This is a genomic window from Pseudomonas sp. FG43 (assembly GCF_057809175.1).
The window spans coordinates 167,845-183,176 of sequence record NZ_JBMDJL010000008.1 but is presented as its reverse complement, the minus strand read 5'-3'; the positions used below and the strand labels follow the sequence as shown (position 1 = coordinate 183,176).

Below are 15,332 nucleotides of genomic sequence, written 5' to 3'. Positions count from 1 at the left end.
GAACACAACAGGTTCAAGCGAGACTCAAAATGAGCACAAAAACCGAAGAGCTGATCAGTGTTCTGGACGAACTCATTGCCCTGCTGGAAAGCGACGGTGAAGAGCATTGGAGCCAATGGATGCGCGATGCCCGCGCCCGGTTGGCTGACTCTGATCTGTCAGGAATAACGAAACTGCGCTCGGCCTACGGCGGCATGGGTTCGTTCAACGATCTCATGTTGGGGCAGAGTTATCGCAATGGCGTTTTGTGCTGGAAGTCGGGGTATGGGGAGTTGAATCAGAGGTTTTACAGGTTGCGGGATTATGTTGCTCGGCTTTTGGGTGAGATTGATTGGGTGTAAGCCATGGGTTTTGTATAACAAAGCTGTTTTTACAAAGCCGGCTGGGGCGACTCTGTTGAAAGCAGTCGATCTCGGTTTTGATCCGCAAACAGTACGTGCCTGAGATTGAAATCTTGAATTGTCGCGGAGGATCGGGCTCAGCGCTCACGTAGCAGCATGCTAAAGAAGTCTTTTCATCGGCCAGCCCTTGAGCAGCTTGAGAGAACTGCCTTTTCCAACAGAATCGACCCATTGCTGTCGGTCAAACAATACCGCCCTGATGATGCTTGATAGTCGCTTTTCTGAGAGACTGAAATCCGCCCATGCCGAAAAGAGAGAGTCGCGCCACACCCTCTCTTTCGCCACCATCAATTTGAACCAGACCGCGGAAGAAGACTCTGTGGCCGTTGGGAGTTTCGTTTGCTTACTGTTCCCAAGGATCCAATCGGTGATGACCGCTTATCTCATGTGCTCAATGCCAGTGAGCGGCTGGCCAGTGCAACATCGGTGGACGAGGTCGTCGCCGTTTTGAGGGATACCGCGCGCGCCACGGTAGGTGCTGAGGGCGTTGCGGTGGTCATCGAACATGAAGGCCGCTGTTCTTATGTGGCTGAAGATGCGGTCTCTCCCCTTTGGCAAGGCCAGAGCTTCCCGATCGACCACTGTATTTCAGGCTGGGCGATGCGCCACGGCGAGACGGTTGCGATCCGTGACGTTCGGCTCGACCCGCGCATCCCGCAGGACGCTTACGCGCCGACCTTTGTCCGCAGCCTCGTGATGGTGCCCATCGGTAGACCTGTTCCGATCTCGGCGCTTGGCGCTTACTGGTCAGAGGTTCGGGATCACGACCCTGAGACGATCAAACGACTGGAAAGTCTGGCGCGACTGGCAACGATCGCTATTGAGAATGCGCGCCTGACCCAAGCTCGCAATCGCGGGGCAGCACTGGGGGCTACGCAGAACCGTATCCTGGAGCTGGCAGTAAAAGAAAGAGCCCTGAACGTCACGCTGGATGCGATCGTCCGCGAGGTGGAAACGCTATCCATGTCAGGTTTCCTGGGAAGCATCTTGCTCCTGAATGAGGACGGGAAACACCTGGAGCATTGCGCGGGGCCGAGCCTGCCCTACGCCTACAATGACGCTGTCGAAGGCATTGCCGTCGAGCCGAGCGCTGTAACGGCAGTGGCTGACATCACGAACGACCCAGGCTGGGCTGACTTCCGGGATATGGCCGTCAGGCAGGGTCTGCACGTCTGCTGGTCAATCCCGATCCGCTCGGCGCAAGCCACCCCGCTCGGCGCTTTCGTTCTTTACCACCATGAGCTGCGCGAGCCGTTGCCAGCGGATGTAGAAATCATCGACTTCGTGGCTCATACGGTAGGGCTGATCGTGCATCGTACACGAGCGGATTCCGCGATCCGTATCAGCGAGTCGAGATTGCGCCTTGCCGTTGACCACGCCGATGTGGGTTTCTGGGACGTGGATTTCGTTAATGACAAGCTGGTTTGGCCGTCACAGACCAAAGCGATGTTCGGCATCTCGGCTGACGTGACGGTCACGCTGCAAGACTTCTATGGGGGTTTGCATCCCGAGGATCGTGAAGCGACGATCGCAGCCTTCATGGCGGCCGCTGACCCAGAGCGTCGTGCGCTCTACGAAGTCGACTACCGCACGGTCGGACGGGAGGACGGCATCGTCCGCTGGGTTGCGGCCAAGGGTCGGGGCGTGTTCGATAAGGCCGGTATCTGTTTGCGCGTGACCGGCACCGCAATCGAAATCACCGCCCGCAAGGCGGCCGAGGAGGAGTTGAGGGAGCTCAATGACACCCTTGAAGGGCGAATTGCTCAGGCCATCACCGAACGGGAAGAAGTCCAGAAGGCGCTGCGCCAGAGCCAGAAGATGGAAGCGATGGGGCAGCTTACCGGCGGCGTCGCCCATGACTTCAATAACCTGCTCACCCCGATCGTTGGCACACTTGACCTGCTCCAGCGACGAGGCGTGGGTGGTGAACGAGAGCAACGGCTCATCTCAGGTGCGATGCAATCGGCAGAACGTGCCAAGACACTCGTGCAGAGACTGCTTGCCTTCGCTCGCCGTCAACCGCTTCAAACGGTTCCGGTCGATGTGGCCAGATTGGTGAACGATATGGGCGATCTGGTGGCCAGCACGACAGGGCCGCAAATCAAGGTGGTCGTCGATGCTCCGCAGAATCTCCCCGCTGCCATCGCAGATCAGAACCAGCTCGAGATGGCCCTTCTCAATCTCTCCGTAAACGCACGTGACGCAATGCTTCAGGGGGGAACGATGCGCATATCTGCCAGCATGTCGCTGGTCGGCAATGGGCACCGTTCAAAGCTTCCGCCAGGCGAGTACCTGTGCCTGTCTGTCGTGGACACAGGCATTGGCATGGACGCCGCAACCCTCTCCCGCGCAGTGGAGCCATTCTTTTCCACCAAGGGTGTCGGCAAAGGGACTGGTCTCGGTCTTTCGATGGTGCATGGGCTGGCATCACAGTTGAACGGAGCACTCACGATTCAGAGCTCGCCGGGTTTCGGGACGAATGTCGAGCTGTGGTTGCCGCGCAGTACGACCGAGCCGGCAGTGGCCTTGCGCATTGTCGAGGCGTCGGAGCCGCGATTGACGCGCGGGATCGCGCTGTTGGTCGATGATGAAGAACTGGTACGCGCCAGCACCTCGTACATGCTGGCCGAGCTGGGCTACAGCGTGATCGAGGCCGCGTCAGGCGAAGAAGCCATGCAGTTGATGGCTCACGGGGAGCCATTTGATCTGCTCGTCACCGACCACCTCATGCCTGGCATCAGTGGGACCGATCTGGCCAGAGTGGTTCAGCGCTCCAGGCCCGAGACCGCAATCCTGCTCGTCTCCGGCTATGCGGAACGTGAGGGCCTTGACCCAGACCTGCCGCGGCTCACCAAGCCGTTTCGCAAGAGCGAGCTCGCGGCAAGCCTTTCCCCACTCCGCGGCGAGTTCCCGGACGATGATGCTGAGGCAAAGGTCGTGGCGCCCTGATCTGTGTCAGGGTATGGGTGGCAGTGCCAGTAATCGCTGCTGATTCGGTTTGCTTGAATACCGGTGAGTGCGACCTGTGTGGTGCCTTCAGATAGGAAAGTGCGCCTTGTGATTTATCCTTGGGTAATTGCGTCCGCATAAATTTATGCGAATACAATCATCCTTATTGATCGGGATCGGAAGGTGTGTTTGCCGGTCCCTTACCCCCATCATCGAAAAAGCCCTATTGACATAGGGATCATGGCAATGCGACATTACAAAACAGAGCCTTGTGTTGCTCTATAAAGCTTGCAGACTCCGATAAGCGTTACTTTCGTTTCGTTTCAGTGCAACTGCTTGCTGAATAATATAATGACGATGCAAGGAAGGTGTCATAAATCTGATTCGTGCGGTTTATCACTCACCCCCTTCATCATCTTTCTGGCTATCGCTCAGCTCGACATTGAACGAAGCCGTCGCCCCTAATTTCAATGTTTATCGATTGTTGAGAGGCGGTACTCCATGGAACGGGGTTTTACAAAAAGTGCAAGCCTTAAGACTGCTGCATTTCTAAGTATTCTTTTTATATTTATGTCGGGGTGCAGCGTAGTGGATACGGATGCTCCGATAGACACGCCGCGCTATTATTTTGGACTTGTAAAACTGTCCAGTGCTGCACAAGAAACCTCAAAAAAAATCATGGTAAACAGCGCTGTTCAGATGTGGGGTGTTCGTCTGGACGATGCATTGACTGTGGGTTACGCAAAAGAGAATACAGTCCATGTCTCCATGGATTGCAGGATGATGTTCTTCATTCACTCAGCAGAGCAGATGGAACAAGCCCGACAGTTATTGGAGGGACTTCAAGGAGATGAACTATGCATTATTCAAGAACAGGACTGGCTATAGGATTTTTTTGCTTGGTGACAGGCGCTCTTACCGCCTGTCACACGGTGGGTAACGATAAATTGTTATTTGTGACAGACACAAAGGTGGCATTGGACGTGTCTGCAGAACCGACGGGGCAACCCTCATTTACGCTAGGCTACAAGCGTCGAGAGGCCATTTTGCTTCCCTTGGCGTCCGGGGGGTGGGGTAAACCGACGCATTTCTGCGTCAAGATAGCAACCAAACTCCACTGCGAAGCAGTGACAGACGGTTCAACGGGTGGGACGCACGTTTGCGTATCAACCAAGGCTACAGCAACGAATGCAGTTTCAAATGGCAATAACCTATTATGCGACTCCGTAGCCAACGTAGGCGGGAATCTCTACACCGCTAGCTTAAATAAAGGGGAAGCCAAAGATTCATATTCGGTAATGGCCAGTTTTGGCCTCGACTCTTCAGGGGCGGGTGCCAAGGTTGCTCAGTTCATCGCGACCGGTATCGCAGCGCAGAACCTGACTAATAAAGAAGTATCGCCACTCATCAATCCGAACGCAATTGCACCGGACGAAAGCCAAAGAGAAATTGTCTCTAGGCAGATCAAGAGCGTTAATAAAATTGCAAAAAACGTCATCATTGACGGAAAGGTTGACAAAACCAAGCTCGACAATCTCTTGAAAAAAAGCTCAATGCATTCATCCTCTAAGGATCAGATAATGACATTTGCTGGAAAAAGCGAAGAGGATTTTAAAGCGTCCCTTAGTACAGTTTTTCCATCTCGCTTGGAAGAACTGGCCAGCCTTGTCACGGAGGCCTAGTCCATGTCAAATATATCGATTACTGTTCATTCAAGCAAAGCTGAAGCCACAGAGTGGGCAGGTGCCATGTCTTTGCAAGGGCATCAATTAATTTCCATTCAAGGGCCGTTTGAATCTGTAACGTTGAATAATCATCGGAAAGCACCTCCGGCGGATCACGGTTATATTGGTGGAGGTGGTTGCTGGATAGTCCTAGTAGCTGCGAGGTAGCCTTCACTATGTTTAGGGCGGGTATCACTGAACCCAGGACCCGCCGTCGCATTCGCATACGAGCTGATTTTCACGCAGTTTGAGTCGAGCGTAGGCAGTCTTCGTATATAGAGAGCTTCAAAGCGTCCAAGGACGTTAATGCATTACGAGTCGCCATGTTGTCGCCGTCACTGCTACTAGCCGCGCCACCTTTGGCGCCGTCTTTTGACCAAGGGTCGTTTAGTCAACAGCGCGAGATCGCAAATCGCGCTGTTGAGAAGGTCATGAGGTGTGCGAGACGCAAACGTGGTCGCAAGAGGCGCTGAGATCGAAGTGCGCATCTGTTGATAGTGCCCGTTGCTGAATGCTTCAGAGCACTACCTCGGAGGCAGAGACGCATCTTACCCTAAAAACAGAAAATTCAATGTTGGTCATTGCGATGCGCTTGCATTCCACGCCTGAGGGACTACTGCGGTAATGGAAGACGGCGTGAATTACGGATTTTTTTTGATATTTCAGTCGCCTGTCGCGAAGAGACCTCATCAAGAAAAGGTGCGTTCAGATCAAACATGATCGCATCGTCCTCGGACCTCTCTTTGATCGCATACGGACCAAATAGGACGTCATCACTCCCCTCCACATGCGGCTGAAAACGTGACAACAGATTACGGTCGTCATTACCGCTATGTATGGCAATCGCAGATCCATTGTCACTGTACATTTCGCGCAAGACAGCATGATCCCGGGTGCCGCTGATCCATTTTCCGACCTCGCTCTCTCCATCATCTAGAAGGGGGACCTGCATGAGGTAGAGCACGTCGTCGCCATCTTCCACCCGATTAAACATTGCCCTGTGGTCTGGAGTGCTGTTCAACACGCAGTCGATGTCTATTTGCACATCAAAAAACGCGATTTTGCCAGCATTAGCTCGAACATCGTAAAGAAAATCCAAAAGTTTGGGATTGCTTTCGCCGGCCGCCGAGGGACAGAACGTGTACCGCCCAGAAATGATAGGCATCGTGACGCTCGGCTTTGCCTCAGCAGCAACCTTTGCCTGCTGAACAGTTGCCCCCACTTTGCGGCCTGCATCGGTCAGAGGCGCTGCTGCTACGGCTCGGGAATCCAACGAAACCGTGTCAGACGCTGGAGGCTGCGGGTACAAACGATCCCATAACGCTGGGACTGAAACCCCGGACAATGTCGCAAGTATGCTTGGCAGATTAAGTACCGCGGTTAATCCGCCTACCGCAATCAAGATACCTTTTACAATGCGTTTGCCCAACGTCGGTTTCGCACGGATTAGCTTCGTGAACCAGCGAGTTCGCCCTCGCAACAACAAAACCTTGCTTTGAAATTCCAGCCATCGCTTCCAGAATCGATCAGAGTGGTAGACCGTCTGATCCACCGCGCTCGAAGCGCGGCAGCACCGTGCGAAATCGTGCACAACTTCATCTAACCATTTGTCTGCGACCACATCTGCGGGACCGTCAAAGAAACCCCAGAAAATTGGGTGGGCAGAATTCCGAGATGTCTCATATGGATAAATCATCGCCGCAATGTGGCCAAACGTAGTGTCTTGCGAGAGAACCAACGAGGCCCCACCTTCCATCTGGGGACTTCCGTCAAAATTCTTAGGTATAGGGTGGGCACCCGCGGACAACTGAATTGTGCGTCGAACATCATCCCGATGGACGTACAAAAACTCGAAATAATCGTGCTTCGCTTCTTCCGCGGCAGCTCGCATATGTTGTTCAATTACTGGGGCGTACCGAGCCCAAGTCCGCAGACGGCTCTGTGGCGTAACTCGCCCAACAAAAACACTCATCAAATCCCCGGATCTTCAAATCAGTATTCAGAACTCATGGAGCGCAATCTTACGCGAAACCACATAGGGCCAGCGCCTTAGCTACGAAAACCAAATAGCAGGACATGAAGCTCCAGGTTCGGTCGATCGGGCACTCGCCTGGGCTTACAATTCAGTGTACAGACGCAGAATATCTGCCGGTTTTGAGACCGTTTCGCCAGCAAGCTGCCTCCCACACGTTTTGTTTGTGCCTTGACTGATCGGCATTAGTCATACGTTCTCATTATCCGATCGGGTAAACGAATACCGATCGATATCAGACCTGAGCTGCCAACCCTGGCTGTGCCAATAGTTGGCAGCTGTTGAATTGGTCTTGAAAACGTCGAGGTGACATTTAAGTATTCCGTGTTTCTCAAGACTCGAAAGACAGCGCTCTACCAAGGCATTTGCTATGCCTTGCCGCCGATACTGAGGAAGAACAACCAGATGCTGTAAATACCCTCTGCGGCCATCGTGTCCACACATGATGCAAGCGCAAAGAACGGTTCCGACTTCCGCAACAAAGCTCATCCCGGGATTTCGTTCTAAGTATCTGGAGGTCGATTCACGAGAATCCGCATCACGCAAGGAGATGCCTGGAGTACGCCTCATGAGGTCGATGACCGCGTCGTAATCGTCCATGGTCATGACACGTATATTGAACATTGATTGGGCCACCTTGTTAGCTGACTGGCCCGGCAGACTAGCAGAAGCCGCCTGGAAATTACTGCGCCGATTCGTGTAATCGAAGCGTAGCCCCCTCCCCAATCACCAGAAACAAAAAAGCCCGGCGAACCGGGCTTTCTAAAACCGAGTGCTGATTATTTAGCAGTTTTCAGCTTGATAACGTCGCCGGATACGGTAGTGGTGTAGCCGTTCAGAACCCAGGCCCAGAACCACTTTTCCTGCACTTGAGTATTGATCAGCGCATCGCCACCTTTCGCCTGAATTGCAGAGTTTTGAGCGCGAACAAAACGGTCGTTCTGACGAATAGGGATCAGGCCGAAAAGCATCAGGCCTGTAGCGCTGGCTTCACTGTGACCGACGACGGTGTACTGGTTGCTATCGTATTGCTGAGTCTTCATAGCTGTGCCGGTGCAACCCGCCAGAACCAGACCACATGCTGCAACAGCGATGACTTTACTAAAGGACTTCACGATGTTTCCCCATGATATATAACCCGAATCCAATTTTCGGGCGGCGACACTTTACCCGAAGGGCTCAAACTTTTGACATTTTTTACACCTCTGCTCCCCGAGCACAGGCCGTTCCCGCATGGGTATATATCGTCATCCTGAGTAAAGTTGACGACTCGTATCCAGACGGGATTTGATCGGTAAGCACTAGATTTGTACGAAAAATATTGCCGCATACAACGTGGACTACAGGCCAAGGTGAACATGGCTACGAAGCTCTTGGCCAGGGTTTATCATAGTATTCGGCAAACGTACCGGAGTCACGCTAGTAACGACACCGTCGACCAAGGCCCAAAGCTCTCCGGCAGGTTACGCCAGACTGGCCCCTAGTACAGAATTCACAGGATTCACAGGATTCTATGAAGAACCAGACGATCAACTGTGAAGGCGACCTATTTTCTGCTCTAGAAAAACCAGATCTTCGATCAATTTCCACGATGCATCGGAAAGCTCATGACACATTTGCAATGCGGGCCTCCTGCCAATCATGGCAGAAACTCTACCCGCATCGACTTTTCGTAAAAAACCTAGCTCCACTGTAGGGTACAACATTAATATAAGCAGTAGAGTTTTCGAGTTATCACTAGGATAACCTCTACTATATTACGCTAATTGAATTGATCATAGCCGCAGGGGGCATACGAGCAACGACAATGACTATGTGGGTGATTGGCAAATATGGTCAACAGCTATTGCATAGCTACGTCCAACCTGCAACAGACGTTTTACTGCCTATTGAGGCATAGCCCGCCTTAAGGGAAACGGTGGTTGGTACTCCCAGTAGATCCAATTTGGTTTTCGCCAGTTCTGGACCACTAATCAGTACATCGATATATGGTCGACCGGGTGGAGGATCCAGCCCCATCGTATAGTGGTTTCGTGATTTTCTCAGCTCGGAAGCAATAGGCCGGCCAGCTTAAAAGCATTTATTGATTCCAACACTTGCACCCCCCCCTAAACCGTACTAGACTCACAAACATACAGCGGATCCTTGAAAAAATAAGCACTTTTAAATACATATAAAATAGTAAGCTCGCCTAACTTTTAGCGCACAAGATACAAAGAGGACTTATGCAGTCAAACTCCATTTCTTCCGGTGACTTCTCTTTATCGAATGTTAGGTGCCTTACAGAGCTCAAGACACGATTGAACATACTAAAAGAAAGCCGCGCGGCATTAGAGATAGAGAAGGAAGAGGCGCACAACAACCTAAACGCATTACTAAGTAAAATTGGCGGCCCTAGTGGATCCAGTGCCGCACCTTTTATTGGTCCTGCAATAGGCGTTGCTGCCGGAGCAATAAGTAGAGGAAAGTTCCAACTTGGGACAGCCCCTGATATAGTTTCTGCATTAGGAACAAAAGCAGGCGACAAGGCCAAGCAGTTCCAAGGAAACTCACTTGACTCAGTAAATAGAGCACTTAATAAAATTCAGATCCTAAACAAAAAATCCGTGACACTTGAATATGACATTCATGACACAACAACTAAAATACGAAACACCACTGAATTGATGAACAATAGAAACCCCTTTACAAAGGAGCATATTTGGATAAGTCAAACATACCAGCGCAGCTGAGTGGCCAGATCTATAGAGCCGACTATTTTAACCAAAACCACTAAGAGCACTCTGAAATAGCCGGATATTTTCGAGTATACTGAAGTTTTATCACCCGAAATAGATTCTCGACCTTGACGCAGACCTGAGCCTTGGCCTTCTCGATTTTGCGTATCGCTTTGTACAAGACACTACTTTTGCCATGCTTCTTGGCAGTGTGGTATCGGGCAATAATCTGCATAATAACTTCCAGTCCGGCGTGTTATCCTCGCCATCTGCAAAACGACACGAAAAGCCGTTTAATCCATGCAATCCACTATTGAGCTTTCAAAAGTGGCTTAAAACTTCAGGCAGTCGGCTTCTTGCGACGGTTATTTTCCAACAGGACATGCATGTGAGCTTTCCAAGCGTTGCAAGAAAGTGGGCATCGTATGCGATGCTATTTTTCGGAACATCCATTGGACTGTTTTTTTTGCTTGACGCCCTGCTGCCGCCCGACGAGTACAGCGTCGAAAATGTCGTGCCGCGAACATTCCAGGACGGCAAAGTTGTATTTCTCATTCCTTACTCTGGTGGAGATATCGGCACGTGCGAGGTTAGTTCTGACGCACCTTCAACCTATCCGCTGGGTAGCAAGATTCTTGTCTCGAAAAGCCAGGTACTGGGCAGGTGCATACTCACACCACTCCCTGATGGATGGAAAGAACCTCCAATATGTTGCGATCTGCATTGACATAGCAAGGTAGCCTCAGCCGTATACTTTGAAGCTACCACTGCCAGCGTCATGTACCTGTGATTGCAGGGTTATCAAAACTCCAACTGCGCCGAAAAAGCCACAGTCCGCGGATCCCCCAGATAGCTGGTATTGAGCCAATACTTCTTGTCCGTCAGGTTGCTCACGTTCGCTCGCAGGGTCAGGCTGTTGTCGCCCAGCGGCAGGCGGTAGCGGGCTCCGGCGTCGAATGTGGTGAAGGCTGGCAAGGTGTAGTTGTTGGCTTCGTCGGCGTATTGCTTGCCGGTGTAGAACGCGCCGCCGGTCACGGCAAAGCCTGGTGCGGAGGCAATGTCGTATTCGGCATAGACCTTGGCCAGTTGTTTGGCCACGTTGATGGGCGAGTTGCCGTCGTTTGCCGAGGTGGAGCTCTTTTTCACTTCGGGGTCAAGCAGGGTAAGGCCGCTGACAAGCGTCAGTTGCGGGGTAACCTTGCCGGTCACGCTGAACTCCAGGCCATTGTTCTCCTGAAGGCCATCTGCAACGTAAAGACGAGCCGTGTTGCGGAAGGCGTTGGGCTTTTCGATGTTGAACAGCGCCAGCGTCACCAGCGTGTCGCCGAGGCTGGCCTTGGCTCCGATTTCGTATTGTTCGCTGATCTGCGGCGCCAGGGCGGTCCCGGCGTTGATTGCGTTGGCGGGTGCGACGCTGCCACTTTGCAAACCTTCGATGTAGGTGGCATAGGTGGTCAGCCAGGGCACTGGCTTGTAGATCAGCGACACGCTGGGTGAGGTCAGACTTTTGTCATATTCGGTCTTGCGCGGCGTGGTGGTCGTTGTGGCGAAGTTGTTGGTGTAGGCGATGATCTGGGTGTGGGTTGCGCCGAGGATGGTCGACCACTGTTCGTTGAATGTGATGATGTCGCCGATCAACAGGTTGTGGGTGTCGCTGGTACTGGAGAGGTGCTGGGCACCATGACCAATCGAATAACCCGGCTTGCTCACCTGCGGCTGCTGGCTGAGCGATACGGCGGTGCCGGTCACTGAGGTTTGTTGCTGACTCGGGGTATGGTCGGTGTACATCAGGGTGCGTGCGGTATTGCCCTGATAGCCCAGCGTCAACTTGTGATCCAGCGGGCCGGTCGCGAACTGCGAGTCGAGAAACAGATAGCCTGAGTACTCGCGGGTTTCCAGAGGGGCAAAAGCATACAGCGGCTGTGTATACACGCCTGGCGCATCGATCTGCGGGCCGGTGTAGGTGTATTCCTGGGTGTATTGCTGTGCGGCAAAAGCTGCACGCAGGCTGAACGTATCGTTCAGGCGCCATTTGGCCCGCACGCCTGCCTTGTCGGTCTGGTTGTCGGAGAAGGCCCATTTCTGGCTGTACAGCTTGTCGGTATCCAGTGATGAAGCGCTTGGGCGATACGCTTCGTTGGCGAAGAACCAATAGCTGGTCAGGCCGCGGGTCTGGCTTTCCTTGTGAGAGGCGTCGAACTGGATCTGCAGGTCGTCGCTGACGTTCCAGTCCAGTGCCAGGCTGACCATCTGCCGACGACGCTTTTGAAGGTCGATTGCGGTTTCGCCATCCTGAGTCAGGACGTTGAGTCGGTACGCGAATTTGCCTTCGCTATCGATCGGGCCACCGAAGTCGCCGTGCAGGTAGTAGTTTTCGCCACCCGCATTGCCGAGTGTGACGCTGTTGTAGCGCTCATAGGTCGGCCGTTTGAGCACGTAGTTGGCCAACCCGCCGGGAGACGCCGGGCCATACAGGAAACCGGTGAGGCCGGTGACCACTTCCAGTTGCTCGGTGTCTTCGATGAAGTTGCCGCCATCGGCCAGTGTGCTGAAACGCAGGCCGTCGTTGGCGATGTTCAGGCTTGAAGAACCGCCGAAACCCCGAATGGTGATAGCACTGGCGTAGCCGGCGGTTTTCGGGGAGTAAAGCTGGGCGAAGGGATTGCGCTTGAACACATCGTCGGTCGAGGTGGCCTGCATGTTCTTGAGCAGCGCCTGGGAGGTCACGCTCATGGAGTAAGGCGTGTCCTGTAGCTTCATGCCACCCAGAGCGCCGACATTGCTGATGTTTTCGCTCACATAGCCTGCGGCTTCAGAGCCTTCGGCCGTGGTGCGGGCGTTGATATCGACATTGGGCATCGTCAGCGTGCCGGCCTCGGTACTGACTTTAACCAACCCATACACCCGATCGCCCAGTTGCACAGCCCCAAGCCCGGAACCCGCCAGCAGTCTGGCGAGGCCTTGCTCCGCGCTGTAGTCACCCTCCAACCCCGGTGAACTCAACCCCTGAGCCAGCTCCGGGGCGAATTGCACGGTAATTTTCGCCTGTGAACTGAAACCGGCCAGCGCCTGGGACAGACTCGCCGCCTGGACGCTGTAATGCCGGGTCTCTCCGTCTGCCTGGGCACGCAGCGGCTGAGCGGCCAAAGCAAAGGTCAGCAATGACAGTGCGAGCGTGTTGCGTGTGGCCGCGCGCAGGATACGAGAATGGGTCATGGAGCAAAATGTCCTTTGGTGATTACAGATTCACTACTAAGGACGGGCACCGTGAAAAAACGGGCCAAAAAAAGATCATGCCTTGCTCACCGTCACCCAATAACGGGTTCGATAACTCACTGTCACCGGGAGAGTAGTCGGCAGCGCGGCGAGAATGGCGTCGCTGTTGTCGAGCTGGAAGCCACCGCTGATACGCAAGGCCGATGCACTTTCATCACAGTGCAGCCGGCCTGGGCGATAGCGGGTCAGTTCCTGGAGGAAGTCGCGCAGCGGCAAGTTATCGGCCACCAGTTCGCCTTGCGTCCAGCGTGTAGCCAGTTCGCTGGCAGGACGTAACGGGCCGAAGGCATCTGCGCTGAAAGACACTTGCTCGCCTGCCTCTACAACCTGTGACGCGGTGCGCGCAGGCGTTGCCCGAACCCGGCCTTGCAGCACCGCCAGCTGTGTGGTGCCACTGAGCTGGCGCACACTGAAGCGCGTCCCCAAAGGTTCCATGAGCCCTTGTTCACTGGCTACACGCAGGGGACGGGTATCGACACTGGTGCTGATCAATATCTCCCCGCGCACCAGTCGGATCAGCCGCTGCCCGGCATCGAATTGCACGTCGATGGCACTGTCGGTGTTGAGGTCGACCACACTTCCGTCCGCGAGTGTCAGTTGCCGCCGTTCGCCTACGCGGGTGCGATAGTCAGCCATCCAGCCCTGCTCGGTGCCAAAGCGGTAGCCGAGGTAGCCAGCGGGTGCGATGGCAGCCAATACCAGCAGCGTCTTCAAGGCCTGACGTCGTTCGCGATTGAGGGTGCCCATGGCAAGCGCGGGCGGCAGACCACCGAGCTGTTGTTGCACATGCTGCACGCGCTGCCAGGCGCGCTCATGCTCGGGATCGATAGCGCGCCATCGCGCGCAAGCTTGCTGTTGAGCCAGACTCAGTGGCTGCTCATGCATCAGCACAAGCCAATGGGCGGCCTGACGTGCGACGTCACGACTGATCGGGGCCTGCGCGGACATTAAAACGCTACATCGCTCAGGATGCAGGCTTCAAAGGCAGTGGCCATATGGCGCTTGACTGTGCGCTCACCAATGCCCAGCTCGCGGGCGATCTGCACATAGGTCAGGCCATCGATCTGTGCCAGTAGAAACACCGCACGTACCACGGGCTTCAAGCGGTCAAGCAAGGCGTCGAGCTGGAACAGCGTTTCGCGCATCTGCCATTGCTCTTCCGGCGACAGGGCAAAAGCCTCGGGCATTGTGGCGAGCATGTCGAGATAGGCCCGCTCCAGCGACTGGCGACGGAAGTAGTCGCAAACCAGCCGCTGGCCCACCGTCGCCAGATAGGCCCGTGGACGGTCCAGGGTCAGGGTTTCGCCGGTTCTACGCTGTGAAGTGAGGATGCGCAGGAAAGTATCCTGCGCCAGATCCGCTGCCTGGCTGGTGCAACCCAGACGACGATAAAGCCAGCCCGTCAGCCAGTTATTGTGCTCTGCATAGAGAAGCCCTATACGATCCTCGCCCACGACTTGCCTCCCGAAAGAAGCGGCGATAATAATTGATAATGATTCTCATATCAATGCAAGGCCGGAGCGTTGATCCAGACCGGCCCTCAGGAGCAAGCGCTCAACATACGCTGAGCAGATGGGGTTTGTTGACGACTCCAAGTGAGTCACTGATGAATGTGTCACTTTGTGGGAGGCAGCTTGCTGGCGACTTCCCACACGTTTTGTTTGTGCCTGAACTGATCGGCATTAAACCAGCCACCCGTCCTGGTGCTGTGCTGCTTGAGCGCAACATTTCCGATCACGGTGTCAGTGCCACGTCCGCCAGCTCAACATCACACATCTCGGCCAGCGCCCTGACGACTAACGCATGGTCTTGCCTCTGAGGCAGGCCGGACACAGTCACGACACCAATGAATCCAACACCCTCGACGTGCAGGGGAAAGCTGCCGCCGTGGCATGCATAATCGGCTGGTGGAAGCCCCATGGAAGCTTCCAGCGAATGACCGTCTTCAAATGACAGGCCCACCCGATAGGAACTCTGCCCCATCAACTCCACCACATTCCGTTTACGGCGCGCCCAGTCAGCATGACTTGAGGCCGTTTCGGGCATCGCATAAAAGAACACAGTCTCGCGAGCAAGTCTGATTTCAATCGTAGTGTTTACCCCAGCTTCTTCGCACAGGGCCTTCAATCTGAGGCCAAGCTCCCATGCAGCCGCTTTGTCGAAGGCTTTAAACCGGAGGCGTTGTTCCTGAATGACGATACGCCGCAGATCTTCCTGTTGCTCACTGTCCATA

At 54.2% G+C, this 15,332-nt stretch carries 13 protein-coding genes and 1 pseudogene; 6 read left to right on the top strand and 8 right to left on the bottom strand.

Annotation, left to right across the window (positions count from 1 at the left end; genetic code table 11):
* The first annotated feature begins 29 nt into the window (after positions 1–29).
* The 4 genes from ACODS3_RS12220 (at position 30) to ACODS3_RS12205 (ending at position 5,032) form a co-directional block, all read left to right on the top strand.
* Positions 30–341, top strand: coding sequence for a DUF6966 domain-containing protein (locus ACODS3_RS12220; protein ID WP_489034455.1), 312 nt, complete (start codon positions 30–32; stop codon positions 339–341).
* 399 nt (positions 342–740) lie between these two features.
* Positions 741–3,350: a GAF domain-containing hybrid sensor histidine kinase/response regulator gene (locus tag ACODS3_RS12215; protein WP_489034453.1), complete on the top strand. Its 2,610-nt coding sequence runs from the start codon at positions 741–743 to the stop codon at positions 3,348–3,350.
* Between the two features lie 501 nt (positions 3,351–3,851).
* Positions 3,852–4,238, top strand: coding sequence for a hypothetical protein (locus ACODS3_RS12210; RefSeq protein ID WP_489034451.1), 387 nt, complete (start codon positions 3,852–3,854; stop codon positions 4,236–4,238).
* Positions 4,208–5,032: a hypothetical protein gene (locus ACODS3_RS12205; RefSeq protein WP_489034449.1), complete on the top strand. Its 825-nt coding sequence runs from the start codon at positions 4,208–4,210 to the stop codon at positions 5,030–5,032. Before ACODS3_RS12210 ends, ACODS3_RS12205 begins: the two co-directional genes overlap by 31 nt.
* 655 nt (positions 5,033–5,687) lie before the next feature.
* Here the strand turns inward: ACODS3_RS12205 and ACODS3_RS12200 are convergent.
* The 3 genes from ACODS3_RS12200 to ACODS3_RS12190 all read right to left on the bottom strand — a co-directional run bounded on the left by ACODS3_RS12200 (position 5,688) and on the right by ACODS3_RS12190 (position 8,221).
* Positions 5,688–6,965, bottom strand: a complete 1,278-nt coding sequence (locus ACODS3_RS12200) for a hypothetical protein (RefSeq protein ID WP_489034447.1) — start codon at positions 6,963–6,965, stop codon at positions 5,688–5,690.
* 330 nt (positions 6,966–7,295) lie between these two features.
* Entirely contained in the window at positions 7,296–7,730 is a 435-nt protein-coding gene (locus tag ACODS3_RS12195) for a GNAT family N-acetyltransferase (protein WP_201018495.1), read from the bottom strand.
* A gap of 155 nt (positions 7,731–7,885) precedes the next feature.
* Positions 7,886–8,221, bottom strand: a complete 336-nt coding sequence (locus ACODS3_RS12190) for a hypothetical protein (RefSeq protein WP_489034445.1) — start codon at positions 8,219–8,221, stop codon at positions 7,886–7,888.
* Between the two features lie 1,110 nt (positions 8,222–9,331).
* Here ACODS3_RS12190 and ACODS3_RS12185 point away from each other — a divergent pair.
* The gene (locus tag ACODS3_RS12185) at positions 9,332–9,838 is read left to right on the top strand and encodes a hypothetical protein (protein ID WP_489034443.1); all 507 of its coding nucleotides are present in this window, start codon (positions 9,332–9,334) and stop codon (positions 9,836–9,838) included.
* Between the two features lie 76 nt (positions 9,839–9,914).
* Here ACODS3_RS12185 and ACODS3_RS12180 read toward each other — a convergent pair.
* A pseudogene (locus ACODS3_RS12180) lies at positions 9,915–10,079 on the bottom strand (IS5/IS1182 family transposase); the annotation flags it as partial.
* Between ACODS3_RS12180 and ACODS3_RS12175 the strand changes: the two are divergent.
* Positions 10,020–10,550 carry a hypothetical protein gene (locus ACODS3_RS12175; RefSeq protein WP_489034441.1) on the top strand — a complete coding sequence of 177 codons (531 nt, stop codon included), beginning with the start codon at positions 10,020–10,022 and terminating at the stop codon, positions 10,548–10,550. The pseudogene ACODS3_RS12180 and the gene ACODS3_RS12175 sit on opposite strands and share 60 nt — an antisense overlap.
* A gap of 74 nt (positions 10,551–10,624) precedes the next feature.
* Here ACODS3_RS12175 and ACODS3_RS12170 read toward each other — a convergent pair whose 3' ends face one another.
* The 4 genes from ACODS3_RS12170 to ACODS3_RS12155 form a co-directional block, all read right to left on the bottom strand.
* On the bottom strand, positions 10,625–13,039 hold the full coding sequence (locus ACODS3_RS12170) for a TonB-dependent siderophore receptor (protein ID WP_489034439.1): 2,415 nt from the start codon (positions 13,037–13,039) through the stop codon (positions 10,625–10,627).
* 75 nt (positions 13,040–13,114) lie between these two features.
* The gene (locus tag ACODS3_RS12165; protein WP_489034437.1) at positions 13,115–14,047 is read right to left on the bottom strand and encodes a FecR domain-containing protein; all 933 of its coding nucleotides are present in this window, start codon (positions 14,045–14,047) and stop codon (positions 13,115–13,117) included.
* Positions 14,047–14,553 (bottom strand): sigma-70 family RNA polymerase sigma factor, encoded by a 507-nt coding sequence (locus tag ACODS3_RS12160; protein WP_489034435.1) that lies wholly within the window; start codon positions 14,551–14,553, stop codon positions 14,047–14,049. The genes ACODS3_RS12165 and ACODS3_RS12160 overlap by 1 nt, the downstream gene beginning before the upstream one ends.
* 280 nt (positions 14,554–14,833) lie before the next feature.
* A complete protein-coding gene (locus ACODS3_RS12155) occupies positions 14,834–15,331 on the bottom strand; it encodes a heme-degrading domain-containing protein (protein ID WP_489034433.1) in 498 nt (165 codons plus the stop codon).
* Between the last annotated feature and the right edge of the window lies 1 nt (position 15,332).

Excerpts from the sequence above, each read along its gene's own strand:
- ACODS3_RS12210 (WP_489034451.1), top strand. The coding sequence starts at position 3,852 with ATGGAACGGGGTTTTACAAAAAGTGCAAGCCTTAAGACTGCTGCATTT.
- ACODS3_RS12220 (WP_489034455.1), top strand. The coding sequence starts at position 30 with ATGAGCACAAAAACCGAAGAGCTGATCAGTGTTCTGGACGAACTCATT.
- ACODS3_RS12200 (WP_489034447.1), bottom strand. The coding sequence starts at position 6,965 with ATGCGAGCTGCCGCGGAAGAAGCGAAGCACGATTATTTCGAGTTTTTG.
- ACODS3_RS12185 (WP_489034443.1), top strand. The coding sequence starts at position 9,332 with ATGCAGTCAAACTCCATTTCTTCCGGTGACTTCTCTTTATCGAATGTT.
- ACODS3_RS12155 (WP_489034433.1), bottom strand. The coding sequence starts at position 15,331 with ATGGACAGTGAGCAACAGGAAGATCTGCGGCGTATCGTCATTCAGGAA.
- ACODS3_RS12165 (WP_489034437.1), bottom strand. The coding sequence starts at position 14,047 with ATGTCCGCGCAGGCCCCGATCAGTCGTGACGTCGCACGTCAGGCCGCC.
- ACODS3_RS12175 (WP_489034441.1), top strand. The coding sequence starts at position 10,020 with ATGCTTCTTGGCAGTGTGGTATCGGGCAATAATCTGCATAATAACTTC.
- ACODS3_RS12170 (WP_489034439.1), bottom strand. The coding sequence starts at position 13,039 with ATGACCCATTCTCGTATCCTGCGCGCGGCCACACGCAACACGCTCGCA.
- ACODS3_RS12205 (WP_489034449.1), top strand. The coding sequence starts at position 4,208 with ATGCATTATTCAAGAACAGGACTGGCTATAGGATTTTTTTGCTTGGTG.
- ACODS3_RS12195 (WP_201018495.1), bottom strand. The coding sequence starts at position 7,730 with ATGTTCAATATACGTGTCATGACCATGGACGATTACGACGCGGTCATC.